We start from the raw sequence: 24,960 nt of genomic DNA on the forward strand, positions 1-24,960 counted from the left end.
AGTACCGCGGTCACCGGAGCGGTTCGGTGGTGAAGTCGGCGAGCTCGACCCGGCGGGTCTTGTCCCAGTAGTCGACGATGCGCCAGGGCAGAACCGCGACGACGCGCCCGGCGGGGTTGCGGTACCAGTTGGTCATCGCCGGGTGCGTCCACACCATCTGCGCGTGGGCGCGGTCGACGGCGTCGTTGTACTCGTCGGTGACGTCGCGCCGGACCTCCAGGGCGCCCAGACGGTTCTCGATCATCGCGCGGATGGCGTCGCACACGTACCGCACCTGGTACTCGAGGATGCTGATGAAGCTGCCTCCGTGCCCGAGTGCGGTGTTGGGGCCGGTGAGGATGAACAGGTTGGGGAAGTCGGGGGCGGTGATCCCCAGGTAGGCGTAGGCGTCGTGGTCGCCCCACGCCTCCACCGTCGTCTTCCCGCTACGCCCGACGACGTCCATCGGGTAGAGGTACCGGTCACTGTGGAACCCGGTGGCGAAGACGATGATGTCGACGTCGTGCGCGGTTCCGGCACTGTCGACGAGCCCCTCGGGCGTCACACGCTCGACCCCCTGCGGCACGAGCTCGACGGTGGGCCGTCGCAGCATGCGAAACCAACCGTTGTCCAACAGCATCCGCTTGCCGAAGGGCGGGTAGTCCGGCGTCGAGAGCTCGACGAGATCGTCTCGGTCGCCGAGTTCGGCGCGCATGTACCGGAGATAGAACTCACGGTGGCCGTGGTTGACGGCGTTGATCGACGCGGTCGGCTCGGGCCACTCCGGGTCGACATGCAGTGTCGAGTGGACCTTGTCGTTGAAGATCCACGACAGTCGCGCGCGGTACCACTCGCGATATCCCGGGAGGTTGTCCATCAGCCAGTGCACACGGTCGCCGACGGGGGCGAAGTAGTCGTCGTTGGGTGCGATCCACTGCGGTGAACGCTGGAAGATCGTCAGCGAGCCGACCCGGTCGGCGATGGCGGGCCCGATCTGCATCGCACTGGCGCCCGATCCGACGATGGCGACGCGTTTGCCCTCCAGTGCTCCGGGCTCGTCGAGTTCGTCCGGCCACTCCGCCGAGTGGAACACGGGTCCGGCGAAGGTGCTCATCCCGTCGAGGTGGGGAAGCTTGGGGCGGTTGAGGATTCCGACCGCGCTGATCAGGATGCGGGTGGTCAGGATGTCCTCGCGGCCGTCTCGGCCGCGAACGGTCACCCGCCACTGCTGGGCGTCGGAGTCGTAGGTCGCCGAGCGCACCTCGGTGCCGAACCGCACGCGGTCCCGGATCGAATGCCGGTCCGCGAAGGCCTGCAGGTACCCCTGGACCTCGTCCCGCTTTCCGAAATGTGTGGACCACGGGTGGTCGAACGACGAGATCGAATACAGGTAGCTGGGGGTGTCGACGCCGGCGCCGGGGTAGTGGTTCTCGTACCACGAGCCGCCGACCTCGTCGTTCTTCTCGAGCACGGTGTGTGCGATGCCGGCTTCGGCGAGCTGTGTGGAGATCAGCATCCCCGCCACTCCGGCCCCGATGACCACCGCGTTCATCGAGGTGGCGGGTTCGGAGGCCAGGTTCGACAGGTGGGCGTCACCGAGGGTGCCGTGAACGATCTCGGTCATCATCGGTCCGAATTCGGGCGGGACGGTCTCCCCGGCGGTGAACGACATCAGGGCGGCCACGAGGTCCTCGCCGGCAGGGCGCCGCGGGGGCATCCCCTGGTCGTACCAGTGCTCGAGGGCGTCGACCACCGCGTCGCAGATCTCCTGCTGCACGTCGTCGGAGAGCCCGCCCGAGGAGTTGTCGTCCATCCCGCGGCTCCGGGTGGGTCGGTATCGGTCCGCCATCCAGCGCCTGTCCCCGGTCATCTCGACGAGTACGGCCAGCAGGGTCGGGATGTTGCCCGCGGCCACGGCCGAACGGATCTCCGCTGTGGTCGGCCGTGTTGTCGGACGCTGGGAAACAGATGTCATGACTAAAACTAACCACCGTTAGTACCTGCACGTCAACACCTGGTTCTTTGACGCTGATCGGCTCTTGACGACGAATTCGAGCTGTGTCACTGTGTCCTCAGTCATACTAACAACGGTTAGTGATCACGGAGGATGACATGGAACTCAGCGAAGCAATGCGCACGACGGGCACCTGCCGCTACTTCAGCGACCGGCCTGTCGAGGACGAGGTGCTGTACCGGGCGTTCGACGACGCGCGCTTCGGTCCGCAGGGCGGCAACCGGCAGCCCGTCCGCTGGGTCGTCGTGCGTGACGAGGCCACGAAGAAGAGCCTGGCCGACCTGTACCTGCCGTTCTGGGAGCCCTACTACAACTCGATCCTGGAAGGCAGCAAGAAGGTCGGCGCCGTACCGAAGACCATCGAGAGTGCCAACTACTTCGCCCACCACCTCGCCGAGGTGCCGGCCCTGATCGTGGTGTGCGCCGAACTGGACGGTCTGCACCCGACCGATCACGAACTCGGCCGACTCAGCGTGGTCGGCGGCGGGTCGATCTACCCGAGCGTGCAGAACCTGACTCTCGCGCTGCGGCAGCAGGGTGTCGCCACCGCCCTCACGACGCTGCTGTGTGCGGCCGAGAACGAGGTCAAGGACCTTCTCGGGATTCCGGACAGCTACCTGACCGCGGCGCACATCGCGGTCGGTTACCCGCGAGATGGTTTCCCGCGCAAGCTCACCCGCAGTCCGGTCGAGGACATCGCGTTCCTCGATCGTTTCGACAACCGGATGTTCGCATGAGCGCGCCCCCGGTGTCGCGTTCCGACCGAACGCTCACCGACGTGCAGAAGTCGCCGCTGGGTCGTGCGACGATCGGCGACCAGTTGCGCAGGCTCGCGCGGTCCCAGGGCTCGACTCCGGCGATCATCTCCTACGACGCCGACGGCGGCCGGTCGTCGACTTCCTACGGCGAGTTGAACGCACTGGCCAATCGGGTGGCGCACGTGTTGCTCGATCTCGGCGTCGGTCGCGGCGACCGGGTGGCGGTCATGAGTCGCAACCGTGTGGAGACGGTCGCCACCTACTACGGAGCCCTCAAGATCGGCGCGGCGTACTCGGGTGTGAGCCCGATGTTCCGGGAGGGCGAGATCGCTCAGCAGCTGGGTCATCTCGAGCCGACGGTGCTCGTTGTCGAGCAGGGGCTGGCCTCGCTTGCCGGGCCGATCGCCGACAGCCTCGGCATCTCGGTGCTGGTCGTCGGTGACCAGGACCCGAATTCGTGGAACTCCTACGACGAGTCGGTGGCTGCCGCAGACGATTCGGAGCCCGAATGCGACGTCGACGAACACGATCTCGCGATGATCGTCTACACGAGCGGTACCGAGTCGACGCCGAAAGGCGTCGAGATCGCGCACCGCAACTATCTGATCTCCACAGCGCCGGCGTACACCTGGGGCCTGCGTTGCCGCAACGACGACGTGTGGCTCTACGTCATGCCGTTCCACACCATCGCGGGCATCGGTTCACTCACGTCGCTGACGCTGCTGGGTGCCACCCTGGTCCTGCCCGCCGCCATTGATCCGGCGACGTCGCTGCGCATGATCCGCGACGAGAAGATCTCGGTTCTGGCGCAGACCCCGACGTTCTTCATCGCACTGGCCAACCATCCCGACTTCGGGCCCGACTCCGTCGGTTCGGTGCGTCGTTGCCTGACCTATGGGGGACAGGTGTCGCCGCATGCGGTCGACGCGTGGGCCGCCGCCACCCCGGAGTCGGTGTGGGGCACCTATTGGGGTCAGTCCGAACTCACCCAGCTCGGCTCGGTGGGCTGGTTCCGTCGCCTCGAGGACGTGCCCGGTCAGGATCCCACCTGGATCGGTAGACCGGTGGGTCATCTCGAGGTGCGCGTGGTCGACGCCGACGGCAACGACGCCGAGGAGGGTGAACTCCTCTGCCGCACACCGTCGGTGATGCTCGGCTACTTCAAGGACCCCGAGCGCACCGCCCAGGTGCTCGAGGGCGGCTGGGTACACACCGGTGACATCGTCCGCATCGACGCCGACGGCAACATGTTCTTCCGCGACCGGCGCAAGGACATGATCAAGACCGGCGGGTTCAACGTCGCCTCGCAGGAAGTCGAGCGGGTCCTGCAGGCGCACCCCGACGTCGAACGTGCCGCCGTCGTCGGATTGCCCGATCCGTACTGGTCCGAGGCCGTCACCGGTTTCGTCGTCCTGCGGGCGGGTGCGGTGGTGAGCGGCGACGACATCCGCGAGTACTGCCGTACCGACCTGGCAAAGTACAAGGTGCCCAAGACGGTCCATGTCGTCGACGCGCTACCGACCGACGCGCAGGGCAAACTGCTCAAACGCGAGTTGAGGAAGGCCTATGGAACCGGTCAGGGCTGAGAACGAGGCGGTCGCGGCGACAACCGGCAGCCGCCGGCCGCGCAGGCGTCGCGACGAGATCGTCGAGGCCGCCGCACGGTACTTCGCCGATCACGGCTACTCCAACGCCGGCATGCGCGACATCGCGCAGGCGGTGGGTATGCGTGGGGCGAGTCTGTACAACCACTTCCAGTCCAAGGAGGAGATCCTCTACGCGATCGCCCTGCGGATGACCGAGGACCCGCAACAGGATCTGCTCCTGCTCGACGGCGAGGGCGGTCCCGTCGAACGGTTGACGAATCTGGTCGAGGCGCATGTGCGGCGCCTGGCGCGTCACCGCGTGGAACATCTTGTCGCACTCCGGGAACTGTCGGCTCTGACCCCGGAGCACCGGCGGGTGGTCACCGACTATCGGAAGTACTACCAGCGTCGGATTCGCGATGTCGTCGACGCCGGTGCCCGGTTGGGGTTGTTCGAGGTGCGGGACCCGCACCAGTCGGCCATCGCGGTGCTGGACCTGATGAACGGGATCAGCTGGTGGCTCAACGATTCTCATGACGTCGACCAGCTGGTGCGCGACTACGTCGACTTCACGATCAACGGCGTGCTCCACCACCGGCCGGCGCAGTGAGCGGGCCGCTCGCAGGACTGCGCGTGGTGGAGATGCCCGGCCTGGGCCCCACCCCGCACGCATGCATGATGCTCGCCGATCTCGGAGCCGATGTGGTCCGGCTCCGGCGACCCGGCCCCGAACCGGCCGGCCCCGACGGGGTCGTCGATGCCGACGCCGGCCTCTACCGGTCGCGTCGCAGTGTCGACGCCGACCTGAAGGATCCGGCGGACCTCGCCCGTATCCGCGAGATGATCTCGCGCGCCGACGTTCTCGTCGAGGGTTTCCGGCCCGGCGTGATGGAGAAGCTCGGCCTCGGACCCGAGATCTGTGCCACCGCACCCCACCTGATCTACGCGCGGATGACCGGCTGGGGCCAGGACGGTGACCGCGCGCTCTCCGCGGGTCACGACATCAACTATCTCGCCGTGACGGGTCTCCTGGAGGCGATGGGACCGGCCGGTCGCGCGCCCGTGCCGCCGCTGTCGCTCGTCGGTGACTTCGGCGGGGGATCGATGCTCCTGGTCGTCGGCGTGCTCGCCGCACTGCGCGAGCGTGAGCGCAGCGGTCGGGGCCAGGTGATCGACGCCGCGATGGTCGACGGTGCCGGCCTGCTGGCGCAGCTCCAATGGTCGTGGAAGACGGCTGGGCGCTGGACATCTCGGGACGAGGGCAATCTGCTCGACGGCTCGGCCCCGTTCTACGCGACCTACCGGTGTGCCGACGGCAAGTTCGTCGCCGTCGGTGCCCTGGAGGAGAAGTTCTGGCGGAATCTGGTCGAGACCCTGGATCTCGGTGACCTCCCGGACCGGTGGGATCGCTCTGCGTGGCCGGTCATCTCGGCCGCTCTCGCGGCACGATTCGGGACCCGCACGCGCGACGAGTGGGCGGTGACGTTCGATGCCGTCGACGCCTGCGTCACCCCGGTTCTCGACTTCGACGAGGCCGTGACCGACCCGGTCGCCGTGCGGCGGGGGAGCCATGTGCGCGTCGGCGGAGCGATCCAGGCCGCGCCCGCGCCGCGATTCTCTCGGACCGAGCTGCCGGCGCCATCGGCGTCGACGAGCGCGGACCTGGGGGAGATCGTCGACGAGTGGGCGGCCCCGGAGACAGAACCGGCGTAGCCGCCACAACAGAAAACCCCCGACGTGGTCGGGGGTTTTGTGGTGCGCGATACAAGGATTGAACTTGTGACCTCTTCCGTGTCAGGGAAGCGCTCTCCCACTGAGCTAATCGCGCGGGTATGAAATTGTGGTGTGTGGAGGTGGCGACGGGAATCGAACCCGTGTACACGGCTTTGCAGGCCGTTGCCTCACCACTCGGCCACACCACCAGATGCGAGTCGACTCGCGCCGAGCGGATGACGGGATTCGAACCCGCGACCCTCACCTTGGCAAGGTGATGCGCTACCAGCTGCGCTACATCCGCATGCCCACGAGCGATCTTGTGGATCGTCTTGCTCGCGGTGCGAAGAGAAACTTACGCGATGGTCTCCGAACTATCCAAATCGCCTGGTCAGACGCGTGGGCCGAGGTGAATCCGCAGCATGTGATTCATCCCGGCGCCGGACTGGGTGACTTGTGATGTGGGACACCCCCGCAATTTGGGAGTTCTGCGCAACCCGTGTAATCTTCTGGCTCGTGCACAGGCGCCTGTGACACTTCGATCCAGGCGCCGGACACGGTCCCGTGGCTCAGTGGAAGAGCGTCCCGTTCACACCGGGAAGGTCGCTGGTTCGATCCCAGCCGGGACCACAGAACAGACGAGAGCCCCGCCGAATCCTCGGCGGGGCTCTCGTCGTTGCGGGCTACGGAGATACCCCGGACCGCCGGCGGGTAGGTCACGGCGTTTCCGGCCGGCTCTCCTCGACCTCTGGCCACGACGAGTGCTGCCGGAGATACCGGATCACGTCATCATCGATAGGGCGTCGCCCCGAACCGGACCCGTCGCCGTGGACCTCTGCGTGCAGCCGTTCCATCCGCTGGTCCAGTTCGTTTGCCGTGCGGGCCGCCGAGGCGAGCTCCGCGGACAGGTGGTCGGGGACTTGGCCGTCGTATTTGTAGAAGATCTTGTGCTCCAGCGTGGCCCAGAAATCCATCGCCACGGTGCGGATCTGGAGTTCGACCACGACCTCGACCGGTCCGGTGGACAGGAAGACCGGGATCGCGACGATCGCGTGCAGACTCTTGTAGCCGTTGGGTTTCGGCGCCGCGATGTAGTCCTTGATCTCGATGACCCGGATGTCGTCGTGAGACGTGAGGGTCTCCAGAATCCGGTACGTGTCCGCGATGAAGCTGCACGTGACGCGGATACCCGCGATGTCGGTGAGGTGTGCGCGAATCGAGGGCAGGTCGGGAGCGATGCCTTTGCGCATGGCCTTGCGCAGGATGCTCTCCGGTGTCTTGACCCGCGACGTCACGTGCTCGATGGGGTTGTAGTGGTGCAGGTGGAGGAACTCGGTACGCAGGATGGTCACCTTGGTCAGGATCTCGTCGACCGCGAACTGGTGCTCCATCTGAAACCGGGTCATGTCGTCTCGCAGTCGCGCCAGATCGCCGAGAATCTCTCGGTCGATCGGACCGTCGCTGTCGCCGGATGCCGTCATCGCTCCTCCGCGGTGTCTCGAGCCGATGGACGCCCAATCGACCCACCGACCATCGACGATAGAAGCCCCCGGGAGCCGGCCACGCCACCCGAGCGCGACGGCGGACCGATTCGCTGGTCAGGGTGGCGTTCGATTGAACGGATGAACAATGCCATCGGCCCCGGTTTCCGGTGCCTCGGGTGGATACGATGCGGCGGCAGTTGTAGCGATCGGTGGCTCACAACTGCAGGCGGACGCTTGGAGACAGACATGACCGAACGGTTCACCACAGCCGACGATGCACTGCATGCCGGTTGGGCAAGCGTCTGCCACCACGGTTGCCGAACAGGCCTTCGTCAACAAGGCCCGGACTTTGCCCACTGCCGCTTGGCCGAACAGTCGGTACACCACTGACGCCGAGATGGTGGCGGGTGGCTATCGAGCCTGTGGCGTCATGGACCGATACCAGGACGCTCAGGTTGCCGAGCGGGTCTTCAACAACCCTGATGGCAGCTACCAGCCCGTGTACGAACAGCGACTGTTCCTGCTGTACGCGACCCAGGACCTTTGTCCTCGCCACGCGTATCGCTACGAGAATTTCTGAGGAGATACCGATGGTCAGAAGGTCCGTCGCCGGATTTGCCATGGCAGCAGCGGTCATCGGAGGTTTGGCTGGTGTCGGCGGGGCGTCGGCGGCACCGTCGTCGGTTCAACGCGAAGGCGGCCCCTGCTATCAGCATGAGTACGGCATGGACTCTGCCGACGGGACGCTGTACTGCTCTGCTGAAGGCGCTGACTGGCGCAGCTACGCGGTATCTCGTTCGCCCAAGGTCCGTCTCGGCAACCCCTGCCCGAAGCTCGGTGCTCGCGCGATGGTGTATCGAACCGACGGCACCGCCACCTGCCGGCAGTCGAACAGCGCCGGTTTGCGGTGGCAGTGGTAGTTGCCGCATCTCTTTCCGCGGCGTTTCGCGTGAGTCAGCTCACAGTTCGGGCGTACTCTCGCCGCGTGGCCGCGAAGACTGCCGTCGATCTGCCGGAGTCGCCACGGGTTGTGCCCGATCCGATCTCGACGCCGACGATCGTCGTCGTGACCGTCGCCGCACTCGGGGTGATCGCCTGGCACATCGCGGCGTTCCCCATCACCAACCCGTTCTACGGGCTCTTCGAGAACGCCACGGACGTGCGCGTTTATCGCGCGGGTGCCGCCACGGTGCTCGACGGCCGCTCCCTGTACGACGACCCGGTGCTGTGGCGCCTGCACTTCACCTATCCGCCCTTCGCGGCCGTCGCCCTCGTCCCGATGGCCGTCGTGACCCAGGCGGTGGCCAACATCTGCTGGTGGGTCCTCGGGTTCGTCGCGCTGGCAGGCGTCATCGCGATAGGGTTGCGCAGCCTGAACTACCGTCTCGACGCGCGGCTGGTCGTGTTCGCGGTCCTGCTCGCGGTCGGCTCGACCGCGCTCGAACCCATTCGCACGACGATCTGGCTCGGTCAGATCAACATCGTCGTGATGGCACTGATCCTCATCGACCTCGTCTTCCTCCGGCCGACGTCGCGGTGGCGGGGGATCGGCATCGGCCTCGCCGCGGGCCTCAAGCTCACGCCGCTGTTCGTGATCGTCTACCTGCTGCTGACACGGCAATGGCGGGTCGCGGGCGTCGCGCTCGCGACATTCGCGGGCACCGTGGCGGTCGGGTTCCTGATCGTCCCACGGGACGCGTGGGCGTACTGGACGCGCCACCTCGTCGACACCGACCGGATCGGCCGAGCCGACTCGCCGGCCAATCAGTCGGTGCGCGGGGCGCTTTCGCAGATGTTCGCGTACTTCGACATCGGGCGTTTCGCCGACGCCGGGCCCGGGGGACCGGTGTATCAGGCACCGACGTGGGTGTGGGTGCCGGTCGCGCTGATCGTCGCCGCGGTGGGCCTGTGCGCTGCGGTCGTCGCGCACTCGGAGTCGAAGGAACTACTCGCGGCCACGATCGTCGGGATGACGATGTGCGCGGTGTCCCCGTTCGCGTGGGGGCATCACTGGGTGTGGTGTGTCCCGCTGCTCGTCGTCGCTCTCGACCTCGCGATGCGACGGGGCACCACAGCCGGATCTTGGTGGTATTGGCTCGGGCCCGTGGGTGTCATCGCGTCGACCTTCACCTGGTGGCGTCACTGGTGGGAGAGCGGGCCCTACCTGACCTCCGACCATGCGATCGCGCTGGGACTGTTCATGATGCCGCGGGTCGCGGATGGGCGACCCTGGGACACCGCCCTGGTCTTCCTCTACTCGTGGTGCTACCCGATGCTGCTCGGGGTCACCGCCCTGGCGACGCTGCTCGGCGGCGTGCGTAAGCGTCGTCGACGACGCCCCTCGGGGCGGTCGTCGACGACCGAGGATGCCGTCGCGGTCGCGTAATCTGGACCTCACTTCTCGCGGCCAGACACCGGAGCCGCTCGACCAGGGTGGGGAGACGATGTCGACATCGGGGGCCAGGGAGACCGGGGCGACGAGATCACCGGGCGCGACGCGTCCTGTCCCTCGCGGGTCCCGGTGGCACCGCCTCCGCATCCGTGCCCGGCACCGCAGGTACCTCGTCCGGAACAACCCGCGCTGGCACCGCGTGTACCGCATCGCCGTCGGTGTCGTCGGCAGCATCGTCCTGGCGTGCGGCATCGTCGCGATCCCGTACCCCGGACCCGGGTGGCTCATCGTCTTTCTCGGACTCGGCATCCTCGCCTCCGAATTCGACTGGGCGCACCGGTTGCTCAAGTTCGCCCGATCCAAGTACGACGCCTGGATGGAATGGATCGGCAAGCAGCACTGGTCGGTACAGGCTGTGTTCTGGATCGGCACATGCGTGATCGTGCTGGCGACACTGTGGCTGCTCGGTCTGCTCTCGACCGTCGCCGGCTGGGTCGGCCTCGACCACGACTGGCTGGCGAGTCCCATCCTCGGGTGAGTTCGGACCGCCCGCGGACCCACGCCGGACCGTCGGCGGTAGGGGTGCACTCCCCGGTCGGTGTCGCGGATACCATCAGAGTCGCAAACGTCCCGTCCCGGACGCGTCTTGACGTGTCCGCCCCGCAGACCCTAGGAGCGCCCCCGTGCCCGACGACGTCCAGGTGACCAGCCCCGCCACCATCCGTGTGACGGCTGGGACGACCGCGGGCACCGCACTGCGCGAGGCCGAACTGCCCAACAAGGGTCCGGGCGCGATCGTCGTCGTCCGTGATGCGGGCGGAGATCTGCGCGACCTGTCCTGGGCACCCGACGCCGACACCGACGTCGAACCGGTCGCGGCCGACACCGAGGCCGGGCGCAGCGTGATCCGGCATTCCGCCGCCCACGTGCTGGCGCAGGCGGTGCAGGAGCTGTTCCCCGATGCCAAGCTCGGCATCGGCCCGCCCATCAAGGACGGGTTCTACTACGACTTCGACGTCGCCGAACCCTTCACGCCCGAGGACATCGCCGCCCTCGAGAAGAAGATGAAGCAGATCGTCAAGTCGGGGCAGCGGTTCTCCCGTCGTGTCTACGCCTCGAAGGACGAGGCGCGTACCGAACTGGCCGCCGAGCCGTACAAGCTCGAACTCATCGACGACAAGGGTGCCGCCGACGACGCCGAGGTCATGGAGGTCGGCGGCGGCGAACTGACGGTGTACGACAACCTCAATCCGCGTACCGGTGAACGGATCTGGTGCGATCTCTGCCGCGGCCCGCATGTGCCGACGACCAAGTACATCGCGGCGTTCAAGCTGACCCGCAGTTCGGCGGCATACTGGCGCGGCGATCAGGCCAACGCCGGTCTGCAGCGCATCTACGGCACCGCGTGGGAGTCGGCGGAGGCGCAGGATGCGCATCTCGCCATGCTCGCCGAGGCCGAGAAGCGCGACCATCGACGCCTCGGCACCGAACTCGACCTGTTCAGCTTCCCCGACGAGATCGGGTCCGGGCTGCCCGTGTTCCACCCCCGGGGCGGGATCATCCGGAAGGAACTCGAGGACTACTCGCGGCTGCGGCACACGCAGGCCGGGTACGAGTTCGTATACACGCCGCACGCGACCAAGGGCGATCTGTTCAAGAAGTCGGGTCACCTGGACTGGTATGCCGACGGCATGTACCCGCCGATGCAGCTCGACGAGGAGGTCGACGCCGACGGCGTGGTGCGGCGCCCTGCGATCGACTACTACCTCAAGCCGATGAACTGCCCGATGCACAACCTGATCTTCAACTCGCGCGGTCGTTCGTATCGTGAACTGCCGCTTCGCTTGTTCGAGTTCGGCACGGTGTACCGCTACGAGAAGTCGGGCGTCATCCACGGACTGACCCGCGCGCGCGGGTTCACCCAGGACGACGCCCACATCTACTGCACCCGGGAACAGATGGGCGAGGAGGTGCGGTCGCTGCTGCAGTTCGTGCTCGATCTGCTCCGCGACTACGGACTCGACGACTTCTACCTCGAGCTGTCGACCCGGAACCCGGACAAGTCGATCGGATCGGACGAGGCCTGGGAAGAGGCCACGGAGGTCCTGCGCGACGCCGCATCGAGCTTCGGTCTCGACCTCGTCGACGATCCCGGGGGCGCGGCGTTCTACGCGCCGAAGATCTCCGTGCAGGCCCGCGACGCCATCGGCCGCACCTGGCAGATGTCGACCATCCAGGTCGACCTGATGCTGCCCGACCGGTTCGAGATGGAATACACCGGCTCCGACGGTGCCAAGCACCGGCCGGTGATGATCCACCGTGCGCTGTTCGGGTCGATCGAGCGGTTCTTCGGTGTGCTCACCGAGCACTACGCGGGCGCGTTCCCGGCGTGGCTCTCCCCGGTGCAGGTCGTCGGAATCCCCGTCGCGGAGGCGTTCGTCGATCATCTGCAGGGTGTCGTCGGCGAGCTGGTCGCCGCGGGTGTCCGGGCCGAGGTCGACTTCTCCGACGACCGAATGCAGAAGAAGATCCGCAACCACACCACCGGCAAGGTGCCGTTCATGCTGCTCGCCGGCGAACGGGATGTCGAGGCCGGTGCGGTGAGCTTCCGGTTCCGCGACGGGACGCAGGTCAACGGCGTGCCCGTCGGCGATGCGGTCGCGGCGATCACCGCCTGGGTCGCGAGCCGGCGCAACGAGTCGCCGACCAAGGACCTGCTCGAGGAGGCCCTCGGCGAGGTGGAGACGGTGGTCGTCGCGGGGGCGCTCGATGAGTGACGCGACGGCCGGCTCGCCCGGCGAGATCCGGGACGAGGGCGTCGGGATCGGCGACCGCCTGCAACGGCTGTGGAGTCCGCACCGGATGACCTACATCGCCGACCCCCAGCCGGCGGAGAAGAGCGGTCATCCGTTCCTCGACATCCCCACCCTGTCCGACGAGGACGGCCTCATCGTGGCGCGCGGTGAGGCGGTGTACGCGGTGCTCAACCTGTACCCGTACAACCCGGGGCACACGATGGTGGTGCCCTACCGTCAGGTGGCCGATCTCGAGGATCTGACGGCCGCCGAGTCCGCGGAGCTGATGGCGTTCACGCAGCGGATGATCCGGACCATCAAGTCGGTGTCGAACCCGAACGCGTTCAACGTCGGTCTGAATCTGGGGTACGCCGCGGGCGGGTCACTGTCGGAGCACCTGCACCAGCACATCGTGCCCCGGTGGATGGGCGACGCGAACTTCATCACGATTGTCGGCGAGACAAAGGTCATGCCACAGTTGCTCCGCGACACCCGCGGACTGCTCGCGGAGGCGTGGCAGCGGCTCGGCGACTGACGCGTGCGGCAGGCGATGGGTGAGCGAGTGTCAGACGATGAGTGACCGGGGCGCGTCGGTGCGCGGCGCGCGGCGACATGGGGAAGGAACTCGGCGATGCTGAGCATTCTGGGTCGGGCGTCGGTCTCCAAGGTGACCCTCCCGATGGGGCGCGCGCTCCTGCGGACCGGGCTGACCCCGGACATCATGACCGTGATCGGCACGGTGGCGACCGTCGCGGCCGCCCTGACGCTGTTCCCGATGGGGCATCTGTTCCTGGGCACGCTGGTCATCTGGCTGTTCGTCATGTTCGACATGCTCGACGGCGCGATGGCCCGGGCCAGGGGCGGGGGCACGCGGTTCGGCGCGGTGCTCGACGCCACGTGCGACCGCATCGCCGACGGCGCCATCTTCGCCGGTCTGGTGTGGTGGTGCACGGTGACCGAACCCCACCACCTGCTCCTGGTGGCCACGCTGATCTGCCTGGTGACCTCGCAGGTCATCTCCTATGCGAAGGCGCGGGCGGAGGCAAGCGGACTGTACGGCGACGGCGGTCTCATCGAACGTCCCGACCGGCTCATCATCGTGCTCGTCGGCACCGGTCTGACCGGGCTCGGCATCGACTGGGCCGTCCATGTCGCGATGTGGCTGCTCGCCGTCGGGAGTGTGATCACCGTCGGGCAGCGCATGTGGTCGATCTCGGAGTCGCCCGGTGCCCGCGACCTGATCCCGATCCCGGCCGAGCCGGAGGAGTCCGACGACCGGCCGGATTCCGGCCCCGCCGATTCCGCGCCACCCGCGGGACATCGATGACCGACGTCGCAGCGCTGGCCGCAGACCTCGGCTACCGCGCGGGCTGGGCCGCGGTCCGGTGGGCCCCGGAACGGGCCGCCCGCGCCGCGTTCGACAAGGCCGGGTCGTTCGCCGGGCGCCGCCACGGAGGCCCGGACCAGTTGCGGCGCAACCTCGCCCGCGTCATCGGCGCCGAACCGGCCGACGTACCCGACGATCTCGTCGCCGACGCGATGCGGTCGTACGCACGGTACTGGTGTGAAGCCTTCCGACTCCCGGCCCAGGATCGTGCGACGGTGTCGGCGACCGTCACCCTCCCCGACGAGGACCGGTCCCGGCTGGACGCCGCGGTCGAACGCGGCAAGGGTGTGGTTCTCGCCCTGCCGCACACCGGCAACTGGGACATGGCCGGCGTGTGGCTGGTCCACCACTACGGCCGGTTCGCCACGGTCGCCGAACGTCTGAAACCGGAATCACTGTTCGACCAGTTCGTCGCCTTCCGGGAGTCGCTCGGCTTCGAGATATTCCCCCTCAGCGGTGGTGAGCAGCCACCGTTCGGACGGCTCGCGGAACGGTTGCGCGCCGGGGGCATCGTCTGTCTGCTCGGTGAGCGCGACATCGCCCGGCACGGGGTCCCGGTGACCTTCTTCGGTGAACAGACCCGCATGCCGGCCGGGTCGGCGCGACTGGCCATCGAGACCGGGGCGGCACTGATGCCGGCACATCACTGGTTCGAAGAGTCGCCGCGCTCCCGGATGTACTGCGGTGAGCCGATCGACGTCTCCGGCGGGGTGGCGGCCGCGACCCAGGCGCTCGCGGACGCCTTCGCCGCCAACATCGCCGCCCATCCCGCGGACTGGCACATGCTGCAGCCGCTCTGGGAAGCCGACTGGACCGAACGGCAGCGCGAGCGCGTGGAACAGGACCGGCAACCGTGACCATGACGATCGTGGACATGGAGACGAGCACGAGGGGAGTGGCATGAGAATCGGGATGATCTGCCCTTACTCCTTCGACGTACCGGGCGGTGTCCAGGCGCACGTCACCGAACTGGCCGACGTCTTCCTCGACCGCGGTCACGAGGTCAGCGTGCTGGCCCCCGCGGCACGGGGTACCCGCCTCCCGGAGTACGTGGTGCGGGTGGGTCCGGCCCTGGCGCTGCCCTACAACGGGTCGGTCTCGCGCGTGAACTTCAGCCCGGCAGGGTATCTGCGGATGCGCCGGTGGATCGCGGAGAACGGCTTCGACGTCCTGCATGTCCACGAACCGAATTCGCCGAGCATCTCGATGCTCTCGCTCATGGTGGCCTCCGGACCGATCGTCACGACATTCCACACCGCGACATCGAAATCGTTGTGGCTCAGTGCCTTTCAAGGGATCCTACGGCCCTATCACGAGCGGATCGCCGGCAAGATCGCCGTGTCGGAGCTGGCCCGCCGCTGGCAGATGGAGTCGCTCGGCTCGGATGCGGTCGAGATCCCCAACGGGATCAATGTCTCGTCCTTCGCCGACGCCCGGCCGCTCGACGGGTATCCGCACCCGGGCGGGACGATCCTGTTCCTGGGCCGATTCGACGAACCCCGGAAGGGCATCGACGTGCTGATGCGTGCGCTTCCGTCCGTGGTCGAGAGATTCCCCTACGTCCGGGTCCTGGTCGTCGGCGGTGGCAATCAGGCGGCGCTGCGCCGGCGGGCGGGCACGCTGGCGGACCACCTGGTCTTTCTCGGTCAGGTGGACGACGCCACCAAGGCGCGGGCGTTGGCTTCTGCGGACGTCTACTGCGCGCCGAACCTCGGCGGAGAGAGTTTCGGGATCGTGCTCGTCGAGGCCATGGCGGCCGGCGCCGCGGTCATCGCCAGCTCGCTCAACGCCTTCCGCCGGGTTCTCGACGACGGCCGTGCGGGGCGACTCGTCGAAACCGGTTCACCCGACGATCTGGCCGCGGGGATCGTCGAACTGCTCTCCGACCCCGAGGCCCGGGATCGGCTCGTCGGTGCGGGCCGCGTGCGGGCCGACAAGTACGACTGGTCGCGGGTGGCCGACCAGATCCTGCGTGTGTACGACACGGTGACCGTCGGCGCCGGTCCGGTCGTGGTGTCGGACTGATGGCGACCTGGATCGTCGTCGGGGTCGTCGCGGCGCTGCTCGTCGTCGGATGGGCGTACCACACGGCCAACCGGCTCGATCGTCTCAACGTCCGCGTGGACCTCGCGCGCCAGGCGCTGGAGTCCACCCTCGACCGACGCTCGGTGGTGGTGCGGGCGGTCGCCGCCGAGATGATCGCGGGCGCCGCGGACGGGGGTTACCGCAAGTCGGACGACGACGAGGTCGCCGTGTCGGCCCGTGCGCTCATCACCCTGGCCGACCGCGCCGAACGCGCCACGCCTGCGGAGCGCGAGGATGCGGAGAACGCCTTGTCGGCGGCGCTGGCGCGCACGGACCCGCGTCGGCGCTCGCCTGCACTCGTCGTGGAACTCGCCGACGCCGAGACGAGGGTGATGATGGCCCGACGTTTCTACAACGACGCCGTCCGAGACACCCGGGCTCTCGCACAGCGCCGGCCGGTGCGTTGGCTGCGGCTCGGCGGGCACGCCTCCCCGCCGGAGTACTTCGAGATCATCGAACGCGTCACCCCAGGCCAGGCGGACTGATCCCTCGTCGGAGGGGATCCGCGGCTCACCTAGACTGGTCGCAGGGCCGCCGCCGTGAACGCGGCAGGTCGAGACTGCGACACGAGGAGATTTGAGTGAGTCACAACGGCGCGACCGTTCCCGAGGTCGGCCAGGGCACCGCCCGGGTCAAGCGCGGCATGGCCGAGATGCTCAAGGGTGGCGTGATCATGGACGTGGTCACCCCCGAACAGGCGAAGATCGCCGAGGACGCCGGTGCGGTCGCGGTCATGGCCCTCGAACGTGTACCCGCCGACATCCGTGCTCAAGGTGGGGTCTCCCGCATGAGCGACCCGGACATGATCGACGGCATCATCGCCGCGGTCTCGATCCCGGTGATGGCCAAGGCGCGCATCGGCCACTTCGTCGAGGCGCAGGTCCTGCAGAGCCTGGGCGTGGACTACGTCGACGAATCGGAGGTCCTGACCCCTGCCGACTACAGCAACCACATCGACAAGTGGGCGTTCACCGTGCCGTTCGTGTGTGGTGCGACCAACCTGGGTGAGGCGCTGCGTCGTATCACCGAGGGTGCGGCAATGATCCGCTCCAAGGGCGAGGCCGGCACCGGCGACGTGTCCAACGCGACCACCCACATGCGCAAGATCCGCGACGAGATCCGGCGGCTGACGTCCCTGCCGAAGGACGAGTTGTACGTCGCGGCAAAGGAACTGCAGGCGCCCTACGATCTGGTGGCCGAGGTCGCCGAGGCCGGCAAGCTCCCGGTGACCCTGTTCACCGCGGGTGGTATCGCGACTCCCGCCGACGCCGCGATGATGATGCAGCTCGGCGCCGAGGGCGTGTTCGTCGGTTCGGGCATCTTCAAGTCCGGCAACCCGGCCCAGCGGGCCGCCGCCATCGTGCAGGCCACCACCTTCCACGACGACCCCGACGTGCTCGCGAAGGTGTCCCGCGGACTGGGCGAGGCGATGGTCGGCATCAACGTCGACGAGATCCCGCAGCCGCACCGCCTCGCCGAGCGCGGCTGGTGACCGTTTCGTCCGGAATGTAGCTGGTCAGCACCACCTTTCACCGCCGCGAGGCCCCCGCCCAACACGCCCGACGACGAACAGTCGACATGCGTGGCGGGTCGGGGGCCTCGCGGCGGTAGTATCTGCTGATCATGGATGCGGCGACCATCGTTCGAGATGCCTCGGTCTCGGGCACACACATCGTGGGTGATTTGCGGCTCGAGTGGTCCGCCGCGTGCAATGTCGGCAGGGTCCGAGAAACCAATGAGGATGCGGCCCTGGCCTTGCCGGGCATGTACCTCATCGCCGACGGTATGGGTGGACACGACAGCGGCGAACTCGCCAGCGAGGCAGCACTGCTCACCCTCTCCGAGGCGACGAGCGCGGGCGAGCTGAAGGCCACCCAGCTGCAACTCGACGACCTGCTGCTCGCCGCCCAGCGGCGGATCGGTGAGATCGACACCGAGACCGACCGGCGTGCGGGCACCACGGCCACCGGCGTCGTACTCGTCACGCACGACCAGGCTCCGCACTGGCTGGTCCTCAACATCGGCGATTCACGGACCTACCGTTTCCAGAACGGCTCGCTGAACCAGCTGACCATCGACCATTCGCAGGTCCAGGAGTTCATCGACGCCGGGTTCCTGACACCTGAGCAGGCCCGAACCGACCCGCGGCGCAACGTGATCACGCGTGCGCTCGGTGCCGGGATGATCGACCCGGTTGCCGACTACTCGACCACCCCGGTCTATCCGGGGGATGTGTTGCTGGTGTGCACCGACGGTCTGACCGGTGAGCTCCCCGACGAGGAGATCAGCGACATCCTGCGGAACGCGTCGGGGTCGCAGGAGGCGTCCGAGCGGCTCGTCGACGCCGCACTGGCGCTCGGCGCACACGACAACGTGACCGTGATCGTGGTGACCGTCCACGAGTCGGTCCCGACACTGACGATGCCCGCGCTCGACGGGACGGCCGAGGGGGAGGCCGCCGGCCGGGCGCCGGCCCCCGACCCGAGCTGATCGGAGATCTGATGACCACGGGTCACGATCGGGCCCCGACCTCCGCGGACTCCGATGACTCCGCAACCGACGCGTCGCTCGACTCCGGTGCGACCTACGTCGAGTACTGCGGTGAGCGCATCGCCCTCGATGCCGAACGCCGGTTCTTCATCGGGCGCGAGGCCGATCTGTCGATCGACGACAATCCCTACCTCCACCGCCGATTCTTGGTGATACACAACGAGAACGGACTGTGGTGGCTCACCAATCTCGGCACTCATCTGTCGGCGAGTGTCTCCGCGGGTGACGTCGGGTTCTCCGCGACGCTGGGGCCCGGAGCGCGTATGCCGCTCGTCTTCGGTGAGACCACCATCGTGTTCACCGCGGGCCCGACCACCTACGAGCTGAGTCTCTTCGCGCGGGCGCCGCAGGTGAAGTCGGTGACCCGCCCGGAATACAGCGGCGGGCACACGACCCAGGGCGTGCCGACGCTGACCGAGAGCCAGAAACTGCTCATCATCGTGCTGGCCGAGGAGATCCTCCGTCGTGAGGGGACGGGGGCGAGCGCGATCCCGTCGTCGGCACAGGCCGCGCGGCGCCTCGGGTGGCCCATCACCAAGTTCAATCGCAAGCTCGACAACGTCTGCGACAAGCTCGACCAGCTCGGCGTCAGCGGGATGCGGGCCGGCGGAGGCAAACTCGCCAGCAACCGGCGGACGAAGCTCGTGGAGTACGCGGTGTCGTCCCGGATCGTCACACGCGAGGACCTGCCGCTCATCGACGCGGAGGCCGCGCGCAACGCCGGCGGTTGATCGAACCTGTTCGGCGGCGCTGTGACCTGGGGTTATGCAACTGGGTAGTTCTCCCCATGGGGAGGGGAGTTCTCCCCATCGACCCCGCGGTCGAAGCCTCATAATCTTCAACTCATCACCGGGACACCCCGGAGGACCACCGGCTCGAATGAGTGAAGAGGAAGCACACAATGACTGCGATCGCCCATCAGGCCCCCCAGCACCTGCGCTCGGTCAACCCTCATCGTGACGCCGCGGCGCTCGCCCGCAGGCAGGAGGCCCTCGCGCGGCTCGCGGCCCGCCGCATGCCGCTGCCGGGCCACCAGCCGCAGCCCTCGCGCCCGGGGCAGGCCGCCGGCCTCGCCCACCGCTCCGGACACCCCCACCTGCACCGGCCGGTGGCCGCTCCGGCGTCGATGGAGATCCCGGCGCCCGCCGAGGTGACCGCCGACCGGGCGAAGCCGAGCCTGACCTCGCGTGAGGTCGAGGTCCTGCGCACCTGGATGCTCGTCGATTCGAAACCCGCAGTCGCACAACAGCTCTACATCTCTCTCGGCACGGTCAACACTCACCTGACCCGCATCCGCGCCAAGTACGCCGAGATCGGCCGTCCGGCCCCGACCAAGGCGTCGCTGGTCGCCCGGGCCATCCAGGACGGGATCATGACGCTCGACGAGCTCTGATCGTCGAGCCGCGGTCCGGCGGGCAGGGGAGTGCCCACCGGTCCGGTGCGCGATACTGGTCTGCGTGGCAGCCATCGAGGACATTCTCCAGGTCGAGCAGATCGAGACCGACATCTACCGCGGCGGTGCGTTCCCGAGTCATCTCCAACGCACCTTCGGCGGTCAGGTCGCAGGCCAGGCCCTGATGTCGGCGACCCGGACGGTGTCCGCCGAGTTCGACGTCCACTCGCTACACGGGTACTTCCTGCGTCCCGGCGACCCGGACCGTCCCGCGGTGTTCCTCGTCGACCGCATCCGCGAGGGACGGTCATTCGTGACCCGGCGGGTGACCGGAGTCCAGAACGGCGAGGCCATCTTCACCATGTCGGCGTCGTTCCACGTCCGCACCGACGAGGGCTACGAACACCAGGACCGGATGCCCCCGGCGCCGCAGCCGGACGAGCTCACCGACCGCCTCGACGAACTGGGTGCCGAGGAACGGGCCGTGTTCAAGGAATGGCGCAACTTCGACCTGCGCATCGTGCCCCCGGAGAAGATGGTCACGTCGTCGTATTTCGCGGCACAGCAACGAGTCTGGTTCCGTTATCGTCACCCGCTGCCCGATGACACCGTCTTCCACGTCGGCACACTCGCCTACATGAGCGACATGACACTGCTCGGCTCCTCGCGGGTGCCCCACCCCGAGTCCAATCCGCAGGTCGCCTCCCTCGACCACGCCATGTGGTTCATGCGTCCCTTCCGCGCCGACGACTGGCTGCTCTACGACCAGACGTCGCCCTCCGCCGGTGCGGGCCGGGCCCTGACCCAGGGGCGGATCTTCGACCACCGGGGTCGTCTCGTCGCGGCGGTCACCCAGGAGGGCCTCGCACGCACCGGTCGTCAGATGCCGGCCGACCAGCACGCCCGGACCGATCGGTGACCGGGACACACCGACCACGCATCGGGGTCCTGGCGCTGCAGGGCGACGTCCGCGAGCATGTCCACGCGCTCGAGGCCAGCGGTGCCGACGCCGTCGCCGTCCGTCGTCCGGCCGAGCTCGACGAGATCGACGGCATCGTCATACCGGGCGGCGAGTCGACCACGATGAGCAAGTTGCTCGGCATCTTCGACCTGTTCGACCCACTGGCGGCGAAGCTGTCCGACGGCCTGCCCGCCTACGGGTCCTGCGCGGGGATGATCATGCTCGCGTCCACGATCCTCGACACCCGACCCGACGCACGGCATCTCGATGCCCTCGATATGACGGTGCGCCGCAACGCTTTCGGCCGTCAGGTCGAGAGTTTCGAGACCGATCTCGACTTCACCGGGATCACCGACACCGACGGTGCGGACCCGATGCGGGCGGTGTTCATCCGCGCGCCCTGGGTCGAATCGGTGTCGCCGGAGGTCGAGGTTCTCGCGCGGGTGCCCGACGGTCCCGCGGCCGGGCGGATCGTCGCGGTCCGCCAGGGGAAGGTCCTCGCCACGTCGTTCCATCCCGAGGTGACCGGCGATCGGCGCGTACATGAATACTTCGTGCAGATGGTGCGTCGGTAAGATCGTGCCGAACCATCGGTGAGTCCACGAGCCCCGGCAGCAGCCGGGACCAACTGAGCAGGGCCACCGAGTAGCCAGAGGAACGTCGGAGGTGGGCCGCGGCCCGCTGCGGGTACCGGCGCCGGGAAAGGAATCGACGGACATGAGCGGCCACTCCAAATGGGCCACCACCAAGCACAAGAAGGCGGCCATCGACGCCAAGCGCGGCAAGATGTTCGCGAAGCTCATCAAGAACATCGAGGTCGCGGCTCGCACCGGTGGCGGCGACCCGTCGGGCAACCCGACGCTGTTCGACGCGATCCAGAAGGCCAAGAAGTCCTCGGTCCCCAACGACAACATCGAGCGGGCACGCAAACGCGGCGGCGGTGAAGAAGCAGGTGGCGCCGACTGGCAGACCATCATGTACGAGGGCTACGGACCCAACGGTGTCGCGGTGCTCATCGAGTGCCTCACCGACAATCGCAATCGTGCCGCGGGCGAGGTACGCACCGCCATGACCCGTAACGGCGGCAACATGGCCGACCCGGGTTCGGTGTCCTACCTGTTCACGCGCAAGGGCGTGGTGACGCTGGAGAAGAACGGGCAGTCCGAGGACGACGTCCTCATGGCCGTGCTCGACGCCGGCGCCGAAGAGGTCACCGACCTCGGCGAGTCCTTCGAGATCGTCAGCGAGCCGGGCGATCTGATCGCGGTGCGCAGCGCACTGCAGGAAGCCGGTATCGACTACGACTCCGCCGAGGCGAGCTTCCGGGCCTCGGTCGAGGTCGCCGTCGACGCCGACGGTGCGCGCAAGGTGTTCAAGCTCATCGACGCCCTCGAGGATTCCGACGACGTCCAGAACGTGTACAGCAACGTCGACATCAGCGACGAGGTCCTCGCCGAACTCGAGAACGACTGACCGCCGGGCAGCCGGTGTGTTGATCACCGGACTCGCTCGCCCCTGCCGATAGAATCTCGAACAACTGTTCGCAAGAGGTTCGTCGATGCCTGGGAGGGTACGAGTGCGCGTCATGGGCGTCGATCCGGGTCTGACCCGGTGCGGGATCGCACTGGTGGAGTCGGGTCGCGGCAGGTCGGTGACGGCGCTCGACGTCGACGTCGTGCGGACACCGAGCGACATGGAGCTCGCCGAACGGCTGCTCGCGATCTACACCTCGGCGTCGCACTGGCTCGATGTCCACCAGCCCGATGTGGTGGCCATCGAGCGCGTGTTCGCGCAGAACCAGGTGTCCACGGCGATGGGGACCGCGCAGGCCGGCGGTGTCATCGCGCTCGCCGCCTCGCAGCGCGACGTCCCGGTGCGGTTCCACACGCCGTCGGAGGTGAAGGCCGCGGTGACCGGCAGTGGACGCGCCGACAAGGCGCAGGTGACCGCGATGGTCACCCGCATCCTCGGGATGCAGACCAAGCCGAAGCCCGCGGACGCCGCCGATGCACTCGCCCTGGCGATCTGCCACTGCTGGCGAGGGCCCATGATGGAGCGCATGGCCGCCGCGCAGAAGCAGGCCGATGCCGCCGCGGCGCGACACCGCGCGCGTGTGGCCCAGGCCCGAGAGGGGAGTCGCGCATGATCGCGTCAGTTCGCGGACCGGTGCTCGAGGTGGCCCTCGACCACGCCGTGATCGATTGCGCCGGAGTGGGTTACCGCGTCCTCGCGACGCCCGTGACGCTCTCGCGGTTGCGACGAGGCGACGAGGCGACGCTGCTGACCTCGATGATCGTCCGCGAGGACTCGATGACGCTGTACGGGTTCACCGAGCCCGATGCGCGGGCGCTGTTCGCGCTGCTGCAGACCGTCACCGGCGTCGGCCCTCGGCTGGCGATGGCGACACTCGCGGTTCTCGAGCCCGACGCATTGCGCCGGGCGCTCGCCGAATCCGACACCAAGGCCCTCACATCGGTGCCGGGCATCGGCAAACGGGTCGCCGAACGACTGTGCGTCGAGTTGCGGGACAAGGTCGACCGCCCCGCGGGTGAGCCGACGGTCGGGATCGCCGCCGTCGGCGGAATCCGGGAGCAGGTCACCGAGGCCCTCGTCGGGCTGGGTTTCACCGCCGCGCCCGCCGAGAAAGCGGTCAACGCGGTACTCGCCGACCGTCCGGACGCCGATGCCTCGACGGCACTGCGGCACTCGCTCTCGTTGCTGGGCAAGGCGTCGTAGATGTTCGACGACACCGACGACCTCGAGGACCGGGACGTCAGCGCCACGCCGGTGCGCTCCGACGGCGATCTCGACGCCGGCCTGCGCCCGAAGTCGCTCGCCGACTTCATCGGGCAGCCGCGCGTCTGCGAGCAGCTCGAACTCGTGCTGCACGGTGCCAAGGGTCGTGGCGGCACCCCCGATCACATCCTCCTGTCGGGACCCCCGGGGCTCGGCAAGACCTCGCTCGCGATGATCATCGCGTCGGAGATGGGCGCGGCCATCCGCGTGACGTCGGGTCCGGCGCTCGAGCGCGCGGGCGATCTCGCCGCCATGCTGTCCAACCTCGTCGAGGGCGACGTCCTGTTCATCGACGAGATCCACCGCATCGCGCGCCCGGCCGAGGAGATGCTCTACCTCGCGATGGAGGACTTCCGCGTCGACGTCGTGGTCGGCAAGGGGCCGGGTGCGACGTCGATCCCACTGGACGTCGCTCCGTTCACACTCGTCGGCGCCACGACGCGGTCGGGGTCGCTGACCGGACCGCTGCGTGACCGCTTCGGGTTCACCGCCCACATGGAGTTCTACGAACCCGAGGAACTCGTCCTCGTGCTGCACCGTTCGGCGGGCATCCTCGGGATGGAACTGCGCGGCGACGCGGCCGGGGAGATCGCCCGCCGGTCGCGCGGCACGCCCCGCATCGCGAACCGGCTGCTGCGTCGGGTCCGTGACTACGCCGAGGTGCGTGGCGACGGCTCGATCACAGTGGACGTCGCCCGGGCGGCGCTCGCGGTCTACGACGTCGACGACCTCGGCTTCGATCGCCTCGACCGCGCCGTCCTCGACGCCCTCATCCGTGCTTTCGGCGGGGGACCGGTCGGCGTGTCCACGCTCGCCGTGGCCGTCGGCGAGGAACCCGCCACGGTCGAGGAGGTGTGCGAACCGTTCCTCGTCCGGGCCGGGATGATCGCGCGCACCCCGCGCGGTCGGGTCGCGACCGCTGCCGCCTGGCATCACCTCGGACTCACGCCGCCGGCCGGTGCGATGAACGCCACTTTCGGCGTGCGCCCGCGCGAGGTCGGGGCGGACACGCTCTTCGACGATCTCTGACCACCGCACCACCTGCGGGGATGACCAACGCGGCGGAC

26 protein-coding genes and 4 tRNA genes are annotated in these 24,960 nt (G+C 68.1%); 25 read left to right on the plus strand and 5 right to left on the minus strand.

The features are described from left to right. Positions 1-10 precede the first annotated feature (10 nt). Complete coding sequence (locus ACSUZC_RS10845) at positions 11-1,954, minus strand: SidA/IucD/PvdA family monooxygenase (RefSeq protein WP_439032776.1); 1,944 nt, start codon at positions 1,952-1,954, stop codon at positions 11-13. Positions 1,955-2,091: 137 nt separating this feature from the next. Here ACSUZC_RS10845 and ACSUZC_RS10850 point away from each other — a divergent pair, with 137 nt between their 5' ends. Genes ACSUZC_RS10850 through ACSUZC_RS10865 form a run of 4 tightly spaced genes read left to right on the plus strand, consistent with a single transcriptional unit; the run spans position 2,092 to position 6,050 of the window. Beyond that, positions 2,092-2,730, plus strand: a complete 639-nt coding sequence (locus ACSUZC_RS10850; RefSeq protein WP_439032777.1) for a nitroreductase family protein — start codon at positions 2,092-2,094, stop codon at positions 2,728-2,730. After that, entirely contained in the window at positions 2,727-4,337 is a 1,611-nt protein-coding gene (locus tag ACSUZC_RS10855) for a class I adenylate-forming enzyme family protein (protein WP_439032778.1), read from the plus strand. The genes ACSUZC_RS10850 and ACSUZC_RS10855 overlap by 4 nt, the downstream gene beginning before the upstream one ends. Beyond that, positions 4,318-4,947 (plus strand): TetR/AcrR family transcriptional regulator, encoded by a 630-nt coding sequence (locus ACSUZC_RS10860; RefSeq protein WP_439032779.1) that lies wholly within the window; start codon positions 4,318-4,320, stop codon positions 4,945-4,947. The genes ACSUZC_RS10855 and ACSUZC_RS10860 overlap by 20 nt, the downstream gene beginning before the upstream one ends. Continuing rightward, entirely contained in the window at positions 4,944-6,050 is a 1,107-nt protein-coding gene (locus ACSUZC_RS10865; protein WP_439032780.1) for a CaiB/BaiF CoA transferase family protein, read from the plus strand. Before ACSUZC_RS10860 ends, ACSUZC_RS10865 begins: the two co-directional genes overlap by 4 nt. A 40-nt stretch (positions 6,051-6,090) precedes the next feature. Here ACSUZC_RS10865 and ACSUZC_RS10870 read toward each other — a convergent pair. The 3 genes from ACSUZC_RS10870 to ACSUZC_RS10880 form a co-directional block, all read right to left on the minus strand. Continuing rightward, a tRNA-Val gene (locus ACSUZC_RS10870) sits at positions 6,091-6,165 on the minus strand. A 20-nt stretch (positions 6,166-6,185) separates the two neighbouring features. Beyond that, positions 6,186-6,259 (minus strand) — tRNA-Cys (locus ACSUZC_RS10875). 22 nt (positions 6,260-6,281) lie between these two features. Further along, positions 6,282-6,354, minus strand: a tRNA-Gly gene (locus ACSUZC_RS10880). A 254-nt stretch (positions 6,355-6,608) separates the two neighbouring features. On the opposite strand from ACSUZC_RS10880, the gene ACSUZC_RS10885 reads away from it, so the two are divergent. Next, positions 6,609-6,680: transfer RNA gene (locus tag ACSUZC_RS10885), tRNA-Val, on the plus strand. Between the two features lie 86 nt (positions 6,681-6,766). Here the strand turns inward: ACSUZC_RS10885 and ACSUZC_RS10890 are convergent. Continuing rightward, complete coding sequence (locus tag ACSUZC_RS10890) at positions 6,767-7,531, minus strand: GTP pyrophosphokinase (RefSeq protein ID WP_439032781.1); 765 nt, start codon at positions 7,529-7,531, stop codon at positions 6,767-6,769. Between the two features lie 286 nt (positions 7,532-7,817). On the opposite strand from ACSUZC_RS10890, the gene ACSUZC_RS10895 reads away from it, so the two are divergent. The 20 genes from ACSUZC_RS10895 (at position 7,818) to ruvB (ending at position 24,922) form a co-directional block, all read left to right on the plus strand. Next, positions 7,818-8,114: a DUF732 domain-containing protein gene (locus ACSUZC_RS10895; RefSeq protein ID WP_439032782.1), complete on the plus strand. Its 297-nt coding sequence runs from the start codon at positions 7,818-7,820 to the stop codon at positions 8,112-8,114. 10 nt (positions 8,115-8,124) lie between these two features. After that, entirely contained in the window at positions 8,125-8,454 is a 330-nt protein-coding gene (locus tag ACSUZC_RS10900) for a hypothetical protein (RefSeq protein ID WP_439032783.1), read from the plus strand. 65 nt (positions 8,455-8,519) lie between these two features. Then, positions 8,520-9,920: a glycosyltransferase 87 family protein gene (locus tag ACSUZC_RS10905; RefSeq protein WP_439032784.1), complete on the plus strand. Its 1,401-nt coding sequence runs from the start codon at positions 8,520-8,522 to the stop codon at positions 9,918-9,920. A 58-nt stretch (positions 9,921-9,978) separates the two neighbouring features. After that, a complete protein-coding gene (locus ACSUZC_RS10910) occupies positions 9,979-10,464 on the plus strand; it encodes a TIGR02611 family protein (protein WP_439032785.1) in 486 nt (161 codons plus the stop codon). A 145-nt stretch (positions 10,465-10,609) separates the two neighbouring features. Beyond that, on the plus strand, positions 10,610-12,703 hold the full coding sequence (thrS, locus tag ACSUZC_RS10915; protein WP_439032786.1) for a threonine--tRNA ligase: 2,094 nt from the start codon (positions 10,610-10,612) through the stop codon (positions 12,701-12,703). Next, on the plus strand, positions 12,696-13,256 hold the full coding sequence (locus ACSUZC_RS10920) for an HIT family protein (protein ID WP_439032787.1): 561 nt from the start codon (positions 12,696-12,698) through the stop codon (positions 13,254-13,256). Before thrS ends, ACSUZC_RS10920 begins: the two co-directional genes overlap by 8 nt. 96 nt (positions 13,257-13,352) lie before the next feature. After that, positions 13,353-14,048, plus strand: a complete 696-nt coding sequence (gene pgsA, locus ACSUZC_RS10925; RefSeq protein ID WP_439032788.1) for a phosphatidylinositol phosphate synthase — start codon at positions 13,353-13,355, stop codon at positions 14,046-14,048. After that, positions 14,045-14,965, plus strand: a complete 921-nt coding sequence (locus ACSUZC_RS10930; RefSeq protein WP_439032789.1) for a phosphatidylinositol mannoside acyltransferase — start codon at positions 14,045-14,047, stop codon at positions 14,963-14,965. Before pgsA ends, ACSUZC_RS10930 begins: the two co-directional genes overlap by 4 nt. A 43-nt stretch (positions 14,966-15,008) precedes the next feature. Beyond that, the gene (locus ACSUZC_RS10935) at positions 15,009-16,133 is read left to right on the plus strand and encodes a glycosyltransferase family 4 protein (RefSeq protein ID WP_439032790.1); all 1,125 of its coding nucleotides are present in this window, start codon (positions 15,009-15,011) and stop codon (positions 16,131-16,133) included. Beyond that, positions 16,133-16,678: an NUDIX hydrolase gene (locus ACSUZC_RS10940; RefSeq protein WP_439032791.1), complete on the plus strand. Its 546-nt coding sequence runs from the start codon at positions 16,133-16,135 to the stop codon at positions 16,676-16,678. Before ACSUZC_RS10935 ends, ACSUZC_RS10940 begins: the two co-directional genes overlap by 1 nt. Positions 16,679-16,773: 95 nt before the next feature. After that, positions 16,774-17,685 carry a pyridoxal 5'-phosphate synthase lyase subunit PdxS gene (pdxS, locus tag ACSUZC_RS10945; RefSeq protein ID WP_439032792.1) on the plus strand — a complete coding sequence of 304 codons (912 nt, stop codon included), beginning with the start codon at positions 16,774-16,776 and terminating at the stop codon, positions 17,683-17,685. A 131-nt stretch (positions 17,686-17,816) separates the two neighbouring features. Next, on the plus strand, positions 17,817-18,683 hold the full coding sequence (locus ACSUZC_RS10950; RefSeq protein WP_439032793.1) for a PP2C family protein-serine/threonine phosphatase: 867 nt from the start codon (positions 17,817-17,819) through the stop codon (positions 18,681-18,683). 11 nt (positions 18,684-18,694) lie between these two features. Beyond that, positions 18,695-19,474 (plus strand): hypothetical protein, encoded by a 780-nt coding sequence (locus tag ACSUZC_RS10955; RefSeq protein ID WP_439032794.1) that lies wholly within the window; start codon positions 18,695-18,697, stop codon positions 19,472-19,474. Between the two features lie 170 nt (positions 19,475-19,644). After that, the gene (locus tag ACSUZC_RS10960) at positions 19,645-20,136 is read left to right on the plus strand and encodes a LuxR C-terminal-related transcriptional regulator (RefSeq protein ID WP_439032795.1); all 492 of its coding nucleotides are present in this window, start codon (positions 19,645-19,647) and stop codon (positions 20,134-20,136) included. 64 nt (positions 20,137-20,200) lie between these two features. Further along, on the plus strand, positions 20,201-21,055 hold the full coding sequence (locus ACSUZC_RS10965; RefSeq protein ID WP_439032796.1) for an acyl-CoA thioesterase: 855 nt from the start codon (positions 20,201-20,203) through the stop codon (positions 21,053-21,055). Next, a complete protein-coding gene (gene pdxT, locus ACSUZC_RS10970) occupies positions 21,052-21,672 on the plus strand; it encodes a pyridoxal 5'-phosphate synthase glutaminase subunit PdxT (RefSeq protein ID WP_439032797.1) in 621 nt (206 codons plus the stop codon). The genes ACSUZC_RS10965 and pdxT overlap by 4 nt, the downstream gene beginning before the upstream one ends. A gap of 142 nt (positions 21,673-21,814) precedes the next feature. Then, on the plus strand, positions 21,815-22,570 hold the full coding sequence (locus tag ACSUZC_RS10975; RefSeq protein WP_238419297.1) for a YebC/PmpR family DNA-binding transcriptional regulator: 756 nt from the start codon (positions 21,815-21,817) through the stop codon (positions 22,568-22,570). 103 nt (positions 22,571-22,673) lie between these two features. Then, complete coding sequence (gene ruvC, locus ACSUZC_RS10980) at positions 22,674-23,243, plus strand: crossover junction endodeoxyribonuclease RuvC (protein ID WP_439033089.1); 570 nt, start codon at positions 22,674-22,676, stop codon at positions 23,241-23,243. Further along, entirely contained in the window at positions 23,240-23,833 is a 594-nt protein-coding gene (ruvA, locus tag ACSUZC_RS10985) for a Holliday junction branch migration protein RuvA (protein WP_439032798.1), read from the plus strand. Before ruvC ends, ruvA begins: the two co-directional genes overlap by 4 nt. Further along, entirely contained in the window at positions 23,834-24,922 is a 1,089-nt protein-coding gene (gene ruvB / locus ACSUZC_RS10990; RefSeq protein WP_238419301.1) for a Holliday junction branch migration DNA helicase RuvB, read from the plus strand. It begins immediately after the preceding gene. Positions 24,923-24,960: the final 38 nt, after the last annotated feature.

This window comes from Gordonia terrae, assembly GCF_051789125.1.
In the GTDB taxonomy this organism is placed as follows: Bacteria; Actinomycetota; Actinomycetes; order Mycobacteriales; family Mycobacteriaceae; genus Gordonia; species Gordonia terrae_A.